The sequence below is a fragment of the Streptomyces sp. NPDC059567 genome (assembly GCF_042735655.1).
Lineage (GTDB): Bacteria > Actinomycetota > Actinomycetes > Streptomycetales > Streptomycetaceae > Streptomyces.
The window spans coordinates 42,310-59,751 of record NZ_JBHWBS010000025.1 but is presented as its reverse complement, the minus strand read 5'-3'; the positions used below and the strand labels follow the sequence as shown (position 1 = coordinate 59,751).

The following is a 17,442-nucleotide window of genomic DNA, read 5'->3' as shown; positions in this document are numbered from 1 at the left end:
GGCGATCTGGGGCAGACTGCGGCGAATGAGCGCCATTGCCTGGATCGCCACGGGTTCGCTCGCCGCCTGGGGGTGGCTGCTGCTGGGTCAGGGGTTCTTCTGGCGTACCGATCAACGCTTGCCGGAGGCGCACGCGCGCGTGCGGCCGGGCGACTGGCCCAGGGTCACGATCGTCGTGCCCGCCCGGGACGAGGCGGAAGTGCTTCCGCTGAGCCTGCCCTCCTTGCTCTCGCAGGACTATCCGGGTGAGGCGGAGATCGTCCTCGTCGACGACGGCAGCTCGGACGGCACCGGGAAGCTCGCCGGCGAGCTGGCGTCGCGGTACGGAGGGCTTCCGTTGACCGTGGCCTCGCCGGGCGAGCCTGAGCCCGGCTGGACGGGGAAACTGTGGGCGCTGCGCCACGGCATCGGCCTGGCACGCGCGCGTGGCCCGGAGTTCCTGCTCCTGACGGACGCCGACATCGCCCATGAGCCGGACAGTCTGCGCCGCCTCGTGGCCGCGGCCGTCGGAGGCGATCTGGACCTGGTGTCCCAGATGGCCCGGCTGCGGGTGGTGAGCTTCTGGGAGCGGCTGGTCGTGCCGGCGTTCGTCTACTTCTTCTCCCAGCTGTATCCGTTCCGCTGGATCAACCGGCGACGCCCCCTGGCCACGGCGGCGGCCGGCGGCTGTGTGCTGCTGCGGACGTCGATGGCCGAGCGGGCGCGTGTGCCGGACTCGATCCGGCAGGCGGTGATCGACGACGTGTCGCTGGCCCGCGCGGTGCGGCGGGCCGGCGGGCGGATCTGGCTGGGTCTCGCCGAGCGGGTGGACAGTATCCGCCCGTATCCCCGCCTGGCCGATCTGTGGCACATGGTCTCGCGCAGCGCGTACGCCCAACTCCGGCACAATCCGCTCGTGCTGGCCGGCACGGTGGCCGGGCTGGCCGTGGTCTATCTGGCTCCCCCGGTGGCGCTGGTGGCCGGGGTGGTGGGCGGGGACCCGGCGGCGGCCTGGACGGGCGGGGTCGCGTGGGCGGTGATGGCGGGGACGTACCTCCCGATGCTCCGCTACTACCGGCAGCCGCTCTGGCTGGCTCCCACGCTCCCGTTCACCGCGCTGCTCTATCTCCTCATGACGGTGGACTCGGCGGTGCATCACTACCGGGGCCGGGGCGCGGCCTGGAAGGGGCGGACCTATGCCCGCCCCCGACCGGCCCCGGACCGGTGATCACTTGACGGCGGGCGTCCACTTCATGCCCCAGCCGTACGCCTCGTCCGCGGTCTGCTGCATGCTGATCCCGAGCAGCGGGTCGAGGTAGCGCGCCTCCCGCTGGACGATCAGGTCGCCGTCCTCCTGGGTGAGCAGGGCGAGATCGAGGGCGACGGGGGCGTCGGAGGCGGCACGCTTCCCGACGGCTCGGCCGAGCTTGGCCCCCCAGCCCGTGTTCTGCTTGCGCACCTGCCAGTTGAGGTTCACCCGCAGCGTGCCGGACGTGCCGCCCTGCTTGGCCAGGGAGACCGTCGGCGAGTCCTTCGTCAGGGTGATCTTCGTGAGCGAGACGTTCGCGGTGGGCGCCGCCACGGCCGCGGCGGGCTGCCGGGCGACCACGGCCTCGGCGGGCGGCTCCGCCACCTTGGCCAGGGCGGGCGATTCCCCCACGACGACCGGGGCGGGCGGCTCCACCGCGGCCGGGAGCTCGGGTTCCTCGACGGTGATGCCGAAGTCCGTCGCCAGGCCTTCCAGGCCGGAGCCGTACCCCTGGCCCACCGCCCGGAACTTCCACTCCCCCTGGCGTCGGTAGAGGGCTCCGAGGACGAAGGCCGTCTCGACGCTCGCGTCGGTGCTGTCGTACCGGGCGATCTCCGTCCCGCTGTCGGCGTCCACCACGCGGATGTACAGACCCGGGACCCGGCCGAAGTCCCCGCCGTCGACCGAGGCCGCCAGGACGATCTGCTCGACGACCGGTTCCACGCGCTCCAGATCCACGGTCCCGACGTCCGTCATCGCGCCGCCCGCGTTCTCGGCTCCGTCCTCGGCGCCGCCCCCCGCGGCGCGCTTTCCCTCGTGCCGGACGGAGCCCGAAGCGTGCTCCGGCTGGTTGTAGAAAACGAAGTCCGTATCGGAGCGCACTTTCCCCGACACAAGGAGTAGCGCCGAGGCGTCGACATCCGGCACTCCCGCACCTGAACGCCAGCCCAATTCGACGCGCACAGTGCGCGCCGCCACGGAACATTGACTCCCTTAAGCATGGACATGATCCCCGCACTCACCGCTCGCGGCACATCAAGATTTCTTTACGTCAACCTAATGCGGGGTCATGCCGGGCACCCGGGTCAACCCGTGGGTAACCCCTTCTCAGCTCGTGTTTTCAAGATCAGCGGCCCGCCGGAGCCTCTCGGCGCGACCGTTTTTGTCACGTTCGATCGCATTAAGGATCGACGGTCACTCAGAACCCGTCAAACAACCCTCTTATCGGGCTCCCCAACCAGCACATCGTGGGCTTAACTTATGTGCCATGACCTCCCCCCGCTCCACCTACGGCGGCGGTTACTACACCGCGCCGTCGTTCCCCGACACCCCCATCTACGACTCCCTGGTCGCGGAGCGGGGCATGCCTCAGATCGCCCCGATCCGAGTGCCTTCCGCGTACGACACCGGCAACAGCTATCTGCCGGCGCTGCCCGCGGCCCTGCCCGCCCTCCCGGCGGGACCCAGCCAGCCCGCCCCCGCCTACAACGGCGGCGGTTCCTACGGCTACCCGCAGCCGATGCAGCAGCAGATGGCCCCCGTTCCGCTGCAGCACGCTCCCGCGCCGTACATCCCCCAGCAGCCCGCCGCCCCCCGCGGCTACCCGGGCGGCCAGCCCCAGCAGCCGCAGCGCCCGGTGAGCACGGGATACGAGGCGATGCGCCCGGCAGCGCGCCCCGCCCCGGCGCCCGCGCCCTACCAGGACCCCTACAACCGCCCGTACCAGGGTCAGGGGTACTGAGCGACACCAAACACGGAGCTACTGGCAGGATGGCGACATGTCGATCCCTCGCCTGCGCTCCGTCCATGTCCACCCGGTCAAGGCGCTGCGCGGTTACGCACCCGCCGAGGCGGAGGTCCAGCCATGGGGACTGGCCGGTGACCGCCGTTGGGCCGTCGTGGACCCGTCGGGCAAGGTCGTGACCCAACGCCGTCATCCGCAGATGGCGTTGGCCTCGGCCGAACCGCTGCCGGGCGGTGGCATCAGGGTGTCCGCGTCCGGCCGCCCGCCGCTGCCGGTCGAGGTGCCGCGGCCGTCGTCCACGATCCGGGTGGAGGTCTTCGAGACTCCGGTGGAGGCGGTCCCGGCCGATCCCGCGGCCGACGCGTGGTTCAGCGCGTACCTGGACACCGAGGTCCGGCTCGTCCACATGGACGAGCCGGCGCACCGGCGTCCGATCAAGCCCGAGTTCGCCCTGCCGGGCGAGACGGTGAGCTTCGCGGACGGCTTTCCGCTCCTGGCCACCACCACCGCCTCCCTCGACGCCCTCAATTCGCTGATCGCCCAGGGCGATCACGCCGACGAGGGCCCCCTGCCGATGAACCGCTTCCGGCCGAACGTGGTCATCGACGGGACCGCGCCCTGGGCCGAGGACGGCTGGACCCGGCTCGCCGTCGGGGAGGTCACCTTCCGGGTCGCCAGGTCCTGCGGCCGCTGTGTCGTGACCACCACCGACCAGCGGACCGCCGAGCGCGGCAAGGAGCCGCTGCGGACGCTCGCCCTCCACCGCAAGGACGGCAGCCGGCTGATCTTCGGACAGAACCTCGTGCCCGAGACCGTCGGCACCATCCGGGTGGGCGACGAGGTCAAGATCATCGACTGAGGCGGGCGACCGCCGCGCGATCGCGTCACACTTCCCGTCCCGAGAGGCAGGGAACCCTCCCCGGGGGCAGACTCGTTGAGAGAGCCGTGGACGAGGGGGTGCGGGGCATGCGAGCAGCCACCGGAGTCTGGCGCTGGCGGCACAATCCCCTGCGCCGGACCACGGACCTGGTCGAGGCGTGGGTCGCGCTCACGGCCGTGCTGCTCCTCGCCCTCGCCGTGCCGACGGCCGGCTGGCTCTCCGGGGTGCGCACCGACGCCTCCCTCCAGCGCGCGGTCCAGGCCCAGCAGCGGCTGCGCCAGCCCACGACGGCCCGGGTCGTCCGGCTCGCCGACACCCCGGCGCCGGGACTCACGAGCCCCGAGTCCGCGGACGAACAGCCGCTCCGCCGTTCCGTCGTGGCCCGCTGGACGGCGCCGGACGGCACGCCGCGTACGGGCACGGTGACCACCCGGCGCGAACTGGCCGATCCGGGTGACACGTTCCGGCTCTGGACGGACCGGAGTGGGCGCCCCGTCACGGCGCCCATGCTGCCGGAGACCGCGCATGCCCACGCGATCGCCATCGGGCTGCTCACGGCGGCCCTGGCGGGCGTCTTCGTCGAGGCGGCAAGGCGTCTTGTCGTACGACGGCTGGTACACCGGCGGTACCAACGGCTCGACCGCGCATGGGCCAAGGCCGGTCCCGACTGGGGACGTACGGGCGCGGGCAGCTGACCGTCGAACAGGACACACCCCCGCGACCAGCCGCCCCTTCCCCTGCGACATACCGGCGCGTGCGGCCGACCCGTCGACCGGACGTACCCGGCGCGAGCGGCCGACCCGTCAACCCCCCGCCGTCGCGCGCGCTACGGTGGGGCATCCGATGAGCAGCGACGCATGAGGCGGGGGCAGAGCACACCCATGGCACAGGGCACGGTCCAGGTGACGCACACCGGCACATCGCGGTGGCGGCGCCGCACGGGTGAGTACGCCTCCCTCGCCGCAGCCCTGGAGGCCGCGGGGGACGGCGACGTCCTCACCGTCGCGCCCGGCACCTACCGGGAGAACCTCGTCATCGAACGGGCCGTCACCCTGCGCGGCCCGGAAGGCGGTGTCGGCTCGGTGCGGATCGCCCCCGTGGACGGCGTACCGCTGACCGTACGGTCGTCCGCGACCGTCCAGGACCTGCACGTGGAGGGACAGGACACCGCCTCGCCCGCGCTGCTCGTCGAGGACGGCACCCCGGAGCTGCTCGACCTGCGGATCGTGACCCGCTCGGCCGCCGGCCTCGAAGTGCGCGGCGCGGCGCGCCCCACCGTCCGGCGCTGCACCGTCGACAATCCCGCGGGCGTCGGCATCGCCGTACTCGACGGCGCCGGCGGGGTCTTCGAGGAGTGCGAGATCGTCTCGGCCGGGCAGTCCGGGGTCTCCGTGCGCGGCGGCGCCCATCCGCGCCTGGAGCGCTGCCGGGTCCACCACGCCTCGGGTGCCGGGATCACCGTCAACGGCGAGGGCAGCGGGCTGGAGGGCATCGGCTGCGAGGTGTACGAGATCAAGGGCACCGGTCTGCAGATCGCGGCCCGCGCGACCGCGCACCTCACCGACTCCTCCGTGCACCGCACCTCGGCCGACGGCATCACGCTCGACACGGACGCGGTCCTCACCCTCTCCGACTGCGACATCCACGACATCCCCGAGAACGCGATCGACCTGCGCTCGCGCTCCGTACTCACGCTGACCCGTTCCACCGTGCGCCGCTTCGGCCGCAACGGCCTCTCGGTGTGGGACCCGGGCACCCGGGTGGACGCCAACCAGTGCGAGATCCACGACAGTACGGGCGATTACCCGGCGGTCTGGATCAGCGACGGGGCGACCGCGGTCCTCGACGCATGCCGGGTGCACGACGTGCCGGACGCGCTGTTCGTCCTCGACCGCGGCTCGCGCGCGGACGTCGTCGACAGCGATCTGTCGCAGGTGCGGAACACGGCGGTGTCGGTGAGCGACGGCGCGACCGCGCAACTCGACGACTGCCGGATCCGGGAGGCGTCCACGGGCGCCTGGTTCCGCGACCACGGCAGTGGCGGGACGCTCGGCGGCTGCACCATCGACGCCGTGCAGACCGGGGTGATCGTCACCAAGGGCGCGGACCCGACGATCGAGCGGTGCACGGTCACCTCGCCCGCCGAGGCCGGTTTCTACGTCTCCGCCGAGGGGCGCGGCTCCTTCCACGGCTGCCGGGTGACCGGCAGCGGCGGCTACGGCTTCCATGTGATGGACGGTTGCCGCACGACCCTGCGCAAGTGCCGTACGGAACGCTGCGCGCGCGGCGGGTACGAGTTCCCAGACGAGGGCCCGGTGGCGGAGGACTGCACCAGCGACGAGAGCGCGGTGCGCACGGCTCCGGCCCCGGACGCCGGGACCGTGCTGACGGCGACGCAGTCGGCGGGGCTGCTCGGTACGGTTCCCGCGCCCCGCTCCCCCGCCGTCCCTCCTGTCGTTCCCGTCCCCGAGCCGGCGCCCGAGACACGTTCCTCGACGGACGTGCTCGGTGAACTGGACGCACTGGTGGGCCTGGAGAGCGTGAAGCACGAGGTGCGCACGCTCACCAACATGATCGAGGTCGGGCGCAGGCGGCAGGAGGCCGGTCTCAAGGCCGCCTCGGTCCGCCGCCATCTGGTCTTCACCGGTAACCCGGGCACGGGCAAGACGACCGTCGCCCGGCTCTACGGCGAGATCCTCGCCTCACTGGGCGTCCTGGAACGCGGCCATCTGGTCGAGGTGTCCCGGGTCGACCTGGTCGGCGAGCACATCGGCTCGACGGCGATCCGCACGCAGGAGGCCTTCGACCGGGCGCGCGGCGGGGTGCTGTTCGTCGACGAGGCCTACGCACTGTCGCCGGAGGACTCGGGCCGGGACTTCGGGCGGGAGGCGATCGACACCCTGGTGAAGCTGATGGAGGACCACCGCGACGCGGTCGTGGTGATCGTCGCCGGCTACACGGCGGAAATGGAGCGCTTCCTGACGGTCAACCCCGGTGTGGCGTCCCGCTTCTCACGGACCATCAGCTTCAGCGACTACGTACCGGACGAGCTGCTGCGGATCGTGGAGCAGCAGGCGGACGAGCACGAGTACCGGCTGGCGGAGGGCACGGACGAGGCGCTGCGGAAGTACTTCACCGAGCTGCCGAAGGGGCCGGCGTTCGGCAACGGCCGTACCGCGCGGCAGACGTTCGAGTCGATGGTGGAGCGGCATGCCGGACGGGTCGCCGTGCTCGCCGAGGTGAACACGGACGACCTGACCCTGCTCTATCCGGAGGACCTTCCCGAACTCCCCTGATCCGCTTGGTCGTCGGCCCCTCCGTCACGTTGGCGTGGCAGGGCGGGCGGCAACCGGTCGAGGAGTACGGACCGTTCGGCGGCGAACACCGGGTCGGCCTGGTAGTCGGAGTGGCCCAGGATCGGTTCCGGCAGCGGGTGCTCGTGGGTGCGGCCGTAGACGAGCGGATCGAGGAGCACCGCGCGGTCGACGGCCGGCTTGGCTCCCTCGGCGGGCACCCGTACCGGTCCGCCTATCGGGTCGGTGGCTCGGTAGAGGTTGCTCCAGCAGTGGACCGTACGGTGCAGGGCACGCAGCGGCCCCGGGCCGAAATAGGCGGGGAACCAGCGGCCGTAGAGCCGCTCCAGCGGGGAGCCGTAGGTCAGCAGCGCCACCCGTCCGCGGGTCGCCGGCGCCAGCTGCCAGACGGCCGCCGCGGCCAGCACGCTGCCCTGGGAGTGGCCGGAGATGACGAGCCGCCCGCCGGTGTGGCGGGTCCAGGAGCTCATCCGCCAGGTGAGGTCGGGCACGGCCCGTTCGGCGTAGCAGGGCGGGGCGAAGGGGTGCGCGGCGCGGGGCCAGAAGGTGCCGACGTCCCAGAGGATGCCGATGGTGCGACGGGCCGAGGCGTCCTTGTAGGCGCGGCGGCCCCAGGTGACGAAGAGCAGGAAGCCGAAGCCGATCATCCAGGAGCCGAGCGACTGGGCCGTGTCGGCGGCGGAGGCGATCGCGGGGTGCGCGCCGTCGAAGGCCCGGCCGGGGACGTTCCCGCTGGCCCAGGCCCCCGCGACGGAGGCGGCACCGAGCAGGAGGGTCGCGCCCGAGACGATCCCGACGAGCACGGGAGCGGCGTCGGTGAGTCCCGCGGTGGCCCGGCCCGCGGCGATCCGTGCCGTACGGACCGGGTCGGGATCCTCGGTGCCGTACTCGGCCTCGACGACCGGCCCGAGGCGGCGGGCCGCGCGTGCGGTCCGTACGGCGAGGAAGACGACCGGGGCGAGGAGCATCAGGAGCAGGACGGGGATGACGGAGGCCTGCCAGCTCAGCAGCACGGGCGGGGCGACAGGAGAGCCGGCCCCCATGCCGGGGGTGCCGGGACCGTCGAGCCAGTCGGCCATCCGCTGGGCGACTCCGCCGGACATCACACCGCCGAGGGCGCAGGCCAGCATGGCGACGGCGGGGCCGCCGAGGCCGTACAGGGCGGTCCGCGGCTCGCGGTGGGGGCGGTGCAGGAGGAAGGCGACCACGCCGAGGGCGACGACGAGGCCGCCCTGGGCCAGGGTCAGGACGCCGAAGGCGGCGTCACCGGGCAGGGTGCCGGCGGAGCGCCACTCGGGGCGGGACCAGCCGGCGTGGAGGACGGCGAGGGCGAGCAGGACGAGGGAGGCGCCGGGCAGCCAGGACACCAGGGCCCGTTCGAGCCGCAGGTCGAGGCGCTTCTCGCTGCGCCCGCGGCGGCAGACGACCCGGAGGACGACGGCGGCGAGGACGACGAAGGCCGCCTGGAGGGACCAGGCCAAGGCTTCGAGGAGGGCGCTGGACGCGCCCCGGTCGTGTCGGGCGGCGGCACCGGTGACGGCCGCGGCGACGGTCAGGAAGCCGGCGGCGGTGTGCGCGGCGCGCAGCCGGGCGACGAGGCGGCGGCCGTACCAGAAGCCGGGGCGGCCGAGGGCGGGGCGGAGCTCGGTGGGGGTGGCGGCATCGGCGCTCTCGCCGTCCGCCGTCGCCGAGGAGTCGGATTCGGCGGACTCGGCCTCCGCCGGCTCGGCTTCCGCCGGTTCCGCGGGCGCGTCCTCGTACCCCGTGGGCGGGCGCTGGGCCTCGTAGGCGCTCCACGTCCGGTTGGAGAGGTACCAGAGCAGGCCCACGAGCGCGGCCGGGACCACGGCGGCGAGCCCGAGGCGGCGGCCCGGCTGGGACCACCAGCCGCCCCGCTCGGCCGAGAGGAAGCCGAGCCAGGAGCGGTCCTCCGTGCAGGCGGCCGATCCGGCACACTGCCAGGCCGTCAGATCGAGCGCGACCTCGCAGGCGGCCGCGGTGAGCAGAACGGTGAGAGTGAGCGCCACGAGCCGCACCAGGACCCCGTACAGCCGTACGAGACGGGGGCGCCCCTTGGCCGGCGGGCGCATCCAGTGGGCGAGGTTGGCGACCATGAAGGGCAGGAGCAGCAGCCACAGGGCGCGGGCGCCGTTGCCGGAGGTGAGGTTGGACCAGCAGTACGCCTCGGGGACCGGCCGTTCGGCGTAGCGCTCGGGGTGGTCCTCGGCGTCGAGGTCGTCGGTACGGCGGTGCATGGCGGCGGTCGTGTCGCCGGTGACCCGGACCGTACGGGGGTCGCCCAGCATGTCCTGCGGCGTGGCTCCGCCGACACCGTGGACGAGGAGCTCAAGCGCCGCACCTCCGCTCTTCGGGGCAGGTGTGGCAGGGGACACTTCGGTGTCTCGCTCTCTGGGTGGCAGGATTCGACGACAGGCAACAGGATCGCGGAAGGCCGTGCGCTCGTGCACGGGCTCTCACCGAATCCGACGGCAATCCCCCAGTCCCCTTCGGAAGGAACGGCCCCCGGTGGTGAGTGACCATCAGAATCTCCTCGCGGAGCAGCGGCGCGCCCTCATTCTGGACGAGGTAAGACGGCGCGGCGGTGTACGGGTCAACGAACTGACACGGCGGCTCAATGTCTCCGACATGACGGTCCGCCGGGACCTGGACGCGCTGGCCCGTCAGGGTGTCGTCGAGAAGGTGCACGGCGGCGCGGTGCCGGTGGTGGAGACGAGTTCGCACGAGCCGGGCTTCGAGGCCAAGTCCGCCCTGGAGCTGGGCGCGAAGGAGGACATCGCGCGGGCGGCGGCTCGGATGGTCGCTCCGGGTTCGGCGATCGCGCTGTCGGGCGGCACGACGACCTTCGCCCTGGCGGAGCAGCTCCTCGATGTGCCCGACCTGACGGTGGTGACCAACTCGGTGCGCGTCGCCGACGTCTTCCACACTGCCGGTTACGCGGGTGGCGAGACGCGGCCCGGTGCGGCGACCGTGGTGCTGACGGGCGGGGTGCGGACCCCGTCGGACGCGCTGGTGGGGCCGGTGGCCGACCAGGCGATCCGTTCGCTCCACTTCGACGTGCTGTTCCTCGGGGTGCACGGGATCTCGGTGGAGGCGGGGCTCTCCACCCCGAACCTCGCGGAGGCGGAGACGAACCGGCGTCTGATGCGCTCGGCGCGCCGGGTGGTGGTGGTCGCGGACCACACCAAGTGGGGGACGGTGGGTCTGAGTTCGTTCGCCCGGCTCGACGAGGTGGACACGCTGGTGACGGACGCGGGTCTGTCGTCGCAGACCCGGGCGGAGATGGCGGAGCAGCTGCCGGGTCTGGTGGTGGCGGGCGAGGACGAGGACGAGGGCGACGAGGTGTGAGCCTCTTCCGCGTCGAGCGCTCCTCGGACCTGTCGGCGGAGGAGGCGTGGCGGCGGCTCACCGACTTCCGCGCGCACGGCCGTCTGGTGCCGCTGACCCGGACGCGGCTGCTCTCCCCCGGGGCCACGGGCGTGGGAACCCGCTTCGTGGCCCGTACGGGCGTCGGGCGGCTCGCCTTCGACGATCCGATGGAGGTCGTCCGCTGGGAGCCCCCGGCGGCCGGGCGGCCGGGCACGTGCCTGCTGGAGAAGCGCGGCCGGGTGGTTCTCGGGCGGGCCGAGATCCGGGTGTACGGGACGGCGGGCGGAGGCTCCCGCGCGGTGTGGGCGGAGGAGCTTCGGGTACGCGGGGTGCCGGCCGTCCTCGATCCCGTACTGGCCCTCGCCGGGCGGAGGTTGTTCGGTCGGGCGATGGACGGACTGCTGGGCATGTGACAGAACGTCAGCTAGGGTGTGCGCACTTCAGCCCCGCCCTCCGGAGGTACGGTCCCATGGCACGCCGACTCAGGCCTGTGGAACTCGACTTCGCCACATCCGCGCCCGTACGTCTGGTGTTCACGGCGGAGGTGGCGGCACCGCCGTCCGCCGTGCACCGCTCGCTGGCAGTGGAGTTGGGCAGTATGCCCGCCTGGTTCGCGGCGGTGAGCTCCGCCACGCCGACCGCCGACGGCGCCGGCCGTACGGTGCGGCTGCGGGGCGGGATCGTCTTCCACGAGACGATCATGGCCGACGAACCGGACACCCGCTACGCCTACCGGATCGACGAGACCAACGCACCGGGCGTCAGCGCCATGCTGGAGGACTGGACCCTCTCCCCCGCCGGTCCGGGCACCCGGGTCCGCTGGACGATGGCCGTCGACGGGCCCGGTCCCTGCCTCTTCGCCATGCGCCTCGCCCGACCGGGCGTCGGGAAGTCCTTCCGCGACGCGATGCGCAGCCTGGACCGGCGTCTCACTCCGGCCAGGAACCCGTCTCCAGGAACCGGTCGATAGCGGCGGCGTAGGGCGCGATGTCCAGGCCCTGGTCGGCCAGCCAGGCGTCGGAGTAGTACTTGTCGAGGTAGCGGTCGCCCGGGTCGCAGATCAGGGTCACGACGCTGCCGGTACGGCCCTGCTCGACCATCTCCGCGACGATCTTCAGCGCGCTCCACAGTCCCGTACCGGTGGAGCCGCCCGCCTTGCGTCCGATCGCGGCCTCCAGGGCGCGGACGGCGGCGATGCTGGCCGCGTCCGGGACCTTCATCATCCGGTCGATGGCGCCCGGCACGAAGCTCGGCTCCATCCGGGGCCGGCCGATGCCCTCGATGCGCGAGCCGCAGTCGGAGGTCGCGAGCGGGTCGTTGTTCGTCCAGCCGTCGAAGAAACAGGAGTTCTCGGGGTCGGCGACGCAGATACGGGTGTCGTGCTGCATGTAGTGCACATAGCGCGCGATGGTGGCGGAGGTACCGCCGGTGCCCGCGGTGGCGACGATCCAGGCGGGTTCGGGGTACCGCTCCAGCCTCAGCTGCTGGTACATCGATTCGGCGATGTTGTTGTTGCCCCGCCAGTCGGTGGCCCGCTCCGCGTAGGTGAACTGGTCCATGTAGTGCCCGCCGGTCCGCTCGGCGAGCGCCGCGGACTCCTCGTACATCTTGCGCGAGTCGTCCACGAAGTGGCACTGGCCGCCGTGGAACTCGATCAGCCGGCACTTCTCCGGGCTGGTGGTGCGGGGCATCACGGCGATGAAGGGCACTCCGATCAGCTTGGCGAAGTACGCCTCGGAGACGGCCGTCGAGCCGCTGGACGCCTCGATGACGGGCTTGCCGGGCCGGATCCAGCCGTTGCAGAGGCCGTAGAGGAAGAGGGAGCGGGCGAGTCGGTGCTTCAGGCTGCCGGTGGGGTGGGTCGACTCGTCCTTGAGGTACAGGTCGATGCCCCACTTCTCCGGCAGCGGGAAGCGCAGCAGGTGGGTGTCGGCGGAGCGATTGGCGTCGGCCTGGACCTTGCGGACGGCGTCCTTCAGCCAGGCGCGGTACGCCGGGTCGCTGCGGTCGACGTCGATGGTGGCCGCGGCCTGTGGCGCGCTGCCCGACACCGTGTTCTCCGTGGTGCTCATGCGTCCCTCTCCTCATCGTTCCCCCGATGGTCCCCACTGGTGACGATAACTCGCTCACCTGCGCAAACGTTCACTTTGGGGGTCCATAGGAGTCCCTTGCAGAAGGGCGCTCTGGTGCGCCTGCCGCCCGCCGGGCACACTGGTCGGAACAACCGGTGCGAAGGGGGCGGAGCGAGATGACGGAGCCCGAGTTCACGGCCACGGGTGTACGGATCGAGCGCTGGCCCCGCTCGCTGACCCGGGCGGGCGAGATCCGGATCGAGGACGGCCGGCTGTCGCTGCTGACCAGTTACGGCAGCGAGATCGACAGCGCCCCGGTGGGGTCCGTACGGGCGGGTCGGCCCTGGTTCGCGAAGCCGGACGAGACGGTGGCCACGGTCAACGGGACGCGCTACCGCCTGACCATGGACGGGCCGCAGGACCGGGCGGCGGGCCCGGGGCGCTTCCTCGAAGCGCTGAAGAGGGCCGCCAAGAAGAGGTAGGCGCGGGACCGATGACACGCCGGTGACCTGCGGCGGGTCGCCGCGAGTTGCGGGCCACTCACCACTGGTTCACGCTGGAACCACCTCACCGAGGGTTTACCGGCGGTGACGCTGTGATCCAGCCCGCCGCCCTGCAGTACCGCATGACAGATCCGAATCTTCGTCTTCTTCCGGACTACTTCGGGGAGTCGCAGCCGTGATCAGCGAGCCAAGCAGGCACTGCACGGTGGAGCTCCAGGCCCTGCCGTCGCGGATCGGTCAGGTCCGCAGAATCGTATCGGCGCATCTGCGCTACTGGCATCTCGATGCGTTGATCGACCATGCGGCGCTCGGTGTCACCGAGCTGCTGACCAATGTTCACCGGCATGCACAGCCGGACAAGAGGTGCACCGTCGAGATCGAGCTGCTGCTCGACCGACTCATGGTCTCGGTCCATGACCATGACCCGCGGATACCGGGATTCACCGCCGGGACGGGTGTCCTGGGAGCCCAGGACCTCGTCGGGATCGACGAGTTGGCCACATCGGGCCGCGGTCTGGCCATCATCGAGGCGGTCAGCGAGAGCTGGGGCATCCGCCCGAACGGCGATACGGGCAAGGTCGTGTGGTTCACCCTCTCCGCGCCGACCCCCGCGGTGGCCGTCCCCACCCGCTCGCACGCCGTCTACGGCGCGACGACCGACGGCCCCTTCGTCGACCACAGCCGCTTCCGCGGCGCGCACGGCACGGGACTGGAGGGTGTGCCCTTCGGGTCCCCGACGGAGCCGGCCCGCGCCCCGGCGGTCGCCCGCTCGGTCCTCACGAGCTGAGTCGGGGGCAGGGCGCGGCGTACCGAAGCACCCGAACCGGATCCAAAATCCAAGATCCAGGATCCGATATCCAAGATCCGAAACGGGTGCTCCGGTACGCGCGGTCCGGCGTCGGCCTCATTCGGTCGCGATCGCCCGCAGGACGTCCAGCCGGGCTGCCCGCCGGGCCGGGCGCCAGGCGGCCACGGCGCCCGCCGTCAGGCCGACCAGCGCCACGAGGGCGAGCTGCAACGGCGGTACGGCGAAGGCGAACGCGCTGTCGCTCGCTCCGTCGGACGCCGTGACCAGCACCCAGCCGAGGAACCCGCCGAGGACGAGTCCACCTGTCGTGCCGAAGGCCGCGACCAGGACGGACTCCCAGCGGACCATGGCCTTCAGCTGCGACCGGGTCTGGCCGACGGCGCGCAGGAGGCCGAGCTCGCGGGTGCGTTCGTGGACCGCGAGGGTCAGCGTGTTGGCGATGCCGAGCAGGGCGATCAGGACGGCCAGTGCGAGCAGTGCGTAGACCAGCGTGAGCATCATGTCGATGCCGCTCGCCGAGGAGGCGGCGTATTCGTCGCGGGTCTGCACCTCAGGGTTGCCGTACTGCTCGGCGACGTCCTCGACCGCGGCCTTGCCCGCGTCGACGGAGACGCCGTCCTTGAAGGTCACGGCGACGAGCGTGTCGGAGTCCTGGGCGCGGTGCGGGGCCCATGCCTCGCGGCTGACGACGTAGTCGCCGGCCAGTTCGGACTGCTGGTAGACGGCCCTGACGGTGAAGGTGTGCCGGCTGCCGTCGGTGAAGACCAGTTCGGCGGTGTCGCCCGGCCGCAGGCCGGACTTGGCCGCCTCGGTGTCCGCGACGGCGATGCCGTCGGTGCCGAGGCCGTTCAGCGACCCCTGTATGTCTCCGAGGTCGAAGGAGCGGGCGAGCGCGGCCGGTTCGGTGACGGTCAGGGCCCGTCCCTCGCCGTCGACCTCCGCGACGCCCTGGCCGAGGCCGACGGCCGTCTCCACCTCGGACAGCGCGGCGATCGCCGGGGCGAGCCGGGGGCTGAGCCCGCTGCCGCCCGCGCCGAACGACGGCGTGCTGACGGCCACGTCACCGGCGAACGAGCGCGAGACCGTCTGGTCCATCGTCGCCTTCAGCGAGGCGCCGAAGACCGTGAAGAGCGAGACCACGGCGACGCCGATCATCAGCGCGGTGGCCGTCGCGGCGGTCCGCTTGGGGCTGCGCAGCGCGTTGCGGCGCGCGAGCCCGCGGTTCGCCCCGCGCAACACACCGCCGAGGACCCGTACCGCTGACGAGGAGGCGACCGGGCCGAGGACGACGAACGCGGCGAGCGCGAGCACCGCGCCGGCGGAGGCGAGCCACAGCGACGGCGTGGCGAGGACGCCGGTGAGCACGACCGCGACCGCGGTGAGCAGCAGTCCGGAGCCGGCCAGGACGCGCTTGCGCGAGGCACCCGATTCGTCCACCGCGGTTTCGCGCAGCGCGGCGAGCGGAGCCGTACGCCCCGCCTTCACGGCCGGCATCAGCGCCGAGCCGAGGCAGACGAGGAGTCCGACGGCGAAGGGCAGCGCCATCGACAGGCCGCTGATCACGAGGGCGCCCTCGGGGAACGGGAAGCCGATCGCCGGGAAGAGCGCCTGGAGCCCGGCCGCCACGCCGATGCCGCCGAGGAGCCCCGCGGCACAGGCCACCAGGCCGACGCCCACGGCCTCGACGAGCGTCGAGCCGACGACCTGCCGGCGGGAGGCGCCGAGTGCGCGCAGGAGCGCGTTCTCGCGGGTCCGCTGGGCGACCACGATGGCGAAGGTGTTGTGGATGGAGAAGACGGAGACGAGCAGCGCGACCCCGCTGAAGACCAGCAGGAAGGTGGTGAAGAGGGTCAGGAACTGCCCGGAGATCACCTCGGTGTTCTCCGCGGCGGACTGCTCTCCGGTGATCGCCTCGACGCCCTCGGGGAGTACGGGCGCCAGCGCGTCGACCAGTTCCTGCTGCGAGGTGCCGGGGCCGGCGCGTACGAGGATGCCCGCCGCGTCGCCGGGCTTCGGCGTGAGGTATTTCTCGGCGTCGGCTCTCGTCATCCCGGCGTACGTCACCTGGCCCATGCCGTCCTCGCCGCCGAAGGTGGCGAGCCCGACGACGGTGACCTTCACCGGGTCGGGGGTGCGCAGGACCGTGGTGTCGCCGAGGGACAGGTCGCCCGTCTTCGCGGCGCCGCGGTTGACGACGACCTCGCCGGACTTCTCCGGGGCGCGGCCTTCGGCCAGGGCGTACGGGTTGAGTTCCGCGTCCTCGATCCAGTTGCCGGCGAGGGTGGGCGGGCCCTGGCCGCCGATGGGGTCGCCGTCGGCGGCGACGAGCTGACCGGCGCCTTCGATCCGGGGGACGGCGGCTGTGACGACGGGCACCTTGGCGATGGTGTCGGCGAGGGATGCGTCGACGGGGCTGCGGGTGCCCTGGCTCTCGCCCTCGACGGTGACCACGCTCGTACTGCGGACGACGGCGTCCGTACCGCTGCTCGCGTCGCCGAACAGCGAGTCGAAGCTCGCGCGCAGCGTGTCGCCCATGACGAGGGTGCCGGTGAGGAAGGCGACGCCGAGCAGGATGGCGGTGAAGGTGCCGACGAGTCGCCGCTTGTGGGCGCGCAGCGCGGAGAGGCTGAGCTTCAGCGAGGCTCGGGCGGCGTTCATGACCTCACCGCCCCCTGACCGGTGGACCTCGCGGCCGGCTCTTGAGTGGTGGACCTCGCGTCGAACGCCTTGAGGCGGTCGAGGACCCGCTCGGCGGTCGGCTCCGTCATCCGGTCGACGAGCCGGCCGTCGGCGAGGAAGACGACCTCGTCCGCGTGGGCGGCGGCGACCGGGTCGTGGGTGACCATGACGACCGTGCGGCCGGTCTGGTGTACGGTCCGGCCGAGGAGCCGGAGCACCTCCTCGCCGGAGCGCGAGTCGAGGTTGCCGGTGGGTTCGTCGGCGAAGACGACGTCGGGGTCGCCGGCGAAGGCGCGGGCGACGGCGACGCGTTGCTGCTGGCCGCCGGAGAGTTGGCTCGGCCGGTGGTGGAGCCGGTCGCGCAGGCCGACGGTGCCGATCAGCGTGTCCAGCCGGGCCCGGTCGGGGGTGGTTCCGGCGAGGTCGAGCGGCAGGGTGATGTTCTCGGCGACGGTGAGCGTCGGCAGCAGATTGAACGCCTGGAAGACGAAGCCGATCCGTTCGCGGCGCAGCAGCGTCAGCCGCCGGTCGTCGAGGGCGGAGAGGTCGGTGTCGCTGATGAACGCGGCGCCGGAGGTGAGGGTGTCGAGCCCGGCGGCGCAGTGCATGAGGGTCGACTTGCCGGACCCCGAGGGGCCCATGATCGCGGTGAACCTTCCGGCCGGGAAGTCGACGCTCACCCCGTCCAGGGCCCTGACCTCGGTGTCGCCGACGCCGTAGACCTTCACGGCGGGGGCGACCCCGGGGGCGGGGGGGGGGGCGGGGGGGGGCGCGGGGGGCGGGGGGGGGTTTTGGCCACCCCCCTGGGTGCCCCGGTTCGACCCGAC

Annotated in this window: 15 protein-coding genes; 10 read left to right on the top strand and 5 right to left on the bottom strand. The window is 72.5% G+C overall.

What is annotated here, in order from left to right; genetic code table 11:
• Positions 1–25: 25 nt before the first annotated feature.
• On the top strand, positions 26–1,207 hold the full coding sequence (locus tag ACFVZW_RS14520) for a glycosyltransferase (protein WP_384520785.1): 1,182 nt from the start codon (positions 26–28) through the stop codon (positions 1,205–1,207).
• Here ACFVZW_RS14520 and ACFVZW_RS14515 read toward each other — a convergent pair whose 3' ends face one another.
• Positions 1,208–2,206 carry a TerD family protein gene (locus ACFVZW_RS14515; RefSeq protein WP_384520784.1) on the bottom strand — a complete coding sequence of 333 codons (999 nt, stop codon included), beginning with the start codon at positions 2,204–2,206 and terminating at the stop codon, positions 1,208–1,210.
• Between the two features lie 289 nt (positions 2,207–2,495).
• On the opposite strand from ACFVZW_RS14515, the gene ACFVZW_RS14510 reads away from it, so the two are divergent.
• The 4 genes from ACFVZW_RS14510 to ACFVZW_RS14495 all read left to right on the top strand — a co-directional run bounded on the left by ACFVZW_RS14510 (position 2,496) and on the right by ACFVZW_RS14495 (position 7,148).
• The gene (locus ACFVZW_RS14510; RefSeq protein WP_384520783.1) at positions 2,496–2,969 is read left to right on the top strand and encodes a DUF6643 family protein; all 474 of its coding nucleotides are present in this window, start codon (positions 2,496–2,498) and stop codon (positions 2,967–2,969) included.
• A 37-nt stretch (positions 2,970–3,006) separates the two neighbouring features.
• Positions 3,007–3,831 carry an MOSC domain-containing protein gene (locus ACFVZW_RS14505; protein WP_384520782.1) on the top strand — a complete coding sequence of 275 codons (825 nt, stop codon included), beginning with the start codon at positions 3,007–3,009 and terminating at the stop codon, positions 3,829–3,831.
• A gap of 107 nt (positions 3,832–3,938) precedes the next feature.
• Positions 3,939–4,547, top strand: coding sequence for a hypothetical protein (locus ACFVZW_RS14500; RefSeq protein ID WP_384520781.1), 609 nt, complete (start codon positions 3,939–3,941; stop codon positions 4,545–4,547).
• A gap of 186 nt (positions 4,548–4,733) precedes the next feature.
• Positions 4,734–7,148 (top strand): right-handed parallel beta-helix repeat-containing protein, encoded by a 2,415-nt coding sequence (locus tag ACFVZW_RS14495; RefSeq protein WP_384520780.1) that lies wholly within the window; start codon positions 4,734–4,736, stop codon positions 7,146–7,148.
• On the opposite strand, the gene ACFVZW_RS14490 is transcribed toward ACFVZW_RS14495, so the two are convergent.
• Positions 7,118–9,559 carry a hypothetical protein gene (locus ACFVZW_RS14490; protein ID WP_384520778.1) on the bottom strand — a complete coding sequence of 814 codons (2,442 nt, stop codon included), beginning with the start codon at positions 9,557–9,559 and terminating at the stop codon, positions 7,118–7,120. The two genes, ACFVZW_RS14495 and ACFVZW_RS14490, sit on opposite strands and share 31 nt — an antisense overlap.
• A 136-nt stretch (positions 9,560–9,695) precedes the next feature.
• On the opposite strand from ACFVZW_RS14490, the gene ACFVZW_RS14485 reads away from it, so the two are divergent.
• The 3 genes from ACFVZW_RS14485 to ACFVZW_RS14475 are packed head-to-tail and all read left to right on the top strand — an operon-like array spanning position 9,696 to position 11,523.
• The gene (locus tag ACFVZW_RS14485; RefSeq protein ID WP_384520777.1) at positions 9,696–10,532 is read left to right on the top strand and encodes a DeoR/GlpR family DNA-binding transcription regulator; all 837 of its coding nucleotides are present in this window, start codon (positions 9,696–9,698) and stop codon (positions 10,530–10,532) included.
• A complete protein-coding gene (locus ACFVZW_RS14480; protein WP_384520776.1) occupies positions 10,529–10,966 on the top strand; it encodes an SRPBCC family protein in 438 nt (145 codons plus the stop codon). Before ACFVZW_RS14485 ends, ACFVZW_RS14480 begins: the two co-directional genes overlap by 4 nt.
• Positions 10,967–11,022: 56 nt before the next feature.
• Positions 11,023–11,523, top strand: coding sequence for an SRPBCC family protein (locus ACFVZW_RS14475; RefSeq protein WP_384520775.1), 501 nt, complete (start codon positions 11,023–11,025; stop codon positions 11,521–11,523).
• On the opposite strand, the gene ACFVZW_RS14470 is transcribed toward ACFVZW_RS14475, so the two are convergent.
• Entirely contained in the window at positions 11,483–12,625 is a 1,143-nt protein-coding gene (locus tag ACFVZW_RS14470) for a PLP-dependent cysteine synthase family protein (RefSeq protein ID WP_384520773.1), read from the bottom strand. The two genes, ACFVZW_RS14475 and ACFVZW_RS14470, sit on opposite strands and share 41 nt — an antisense overlap.
• A 176-nt stretch (positions 12,626–12,801) precedes the next feature.
• Between ACFVZW_RS14470 and ACFVZW_RS14465 the strand changes: the two genes are divergently transcribed.
• Positions 12,802–13,107, top strand: coding sequence for a hypothetical protein (locus tag ACFVZW_RS14465; RefSeq protein WP_384520772.1), 306 nt, complete (start codon positions 12,802–12,804; stop codon positions 13,105–13,107).
• Between the two features lie 196 nt (positions 13,108–13,303).
• Positions 13,304–13,915, top strand: a complete 612-nt coding sequence (locus tag ACFVZW_RS14460) for an ATP-binding protein (protein ID WP_384520770.1) — start codon at positions 13,304–13,306, stop codon at positions 13,913–13,915.
• Between the two features lie 117 nt (positions 13,916–14,032).
• Here the strand turns inward: ACFVZW_RS14460 and ACFVZW_RS14455 are convergent, their stop codons facing one another.
• Both ACFVZW_RS14455 and ACFVZW_RS14450 read right to left on the bottom strand, forming a co-directional pair.
• Positions 14,033–16,594: an ABC transporter permease gene (locus ACFVZW_RS14455; protein WP_384520768.1), complete on the bottom strand. Its 2,562-nt coding sequence runs from the start codon at positions 16,592–16,594 to the stop codon at positions 14,033–14,035.
• The gene (locus tag ACFVZW_RS14450) at positions 16,591–17,343 is read right to left on the bottom strand and encodes an ABC transporter ATP-binding protein (RefSeq protein ID WP_384520767.1); all 753 of its coding nucleotides are present in this window, start codon (positions 17,341–17,343) and stop codon (positions 16,591–16,593) included. Before ACFVZW_RS14450 ends, ACFVZW_RS14455 begins: the two co-directional genes overlap by 4 nt.
• Positions 17,344–17,442 lie beyond the last annotated feature (99 nt).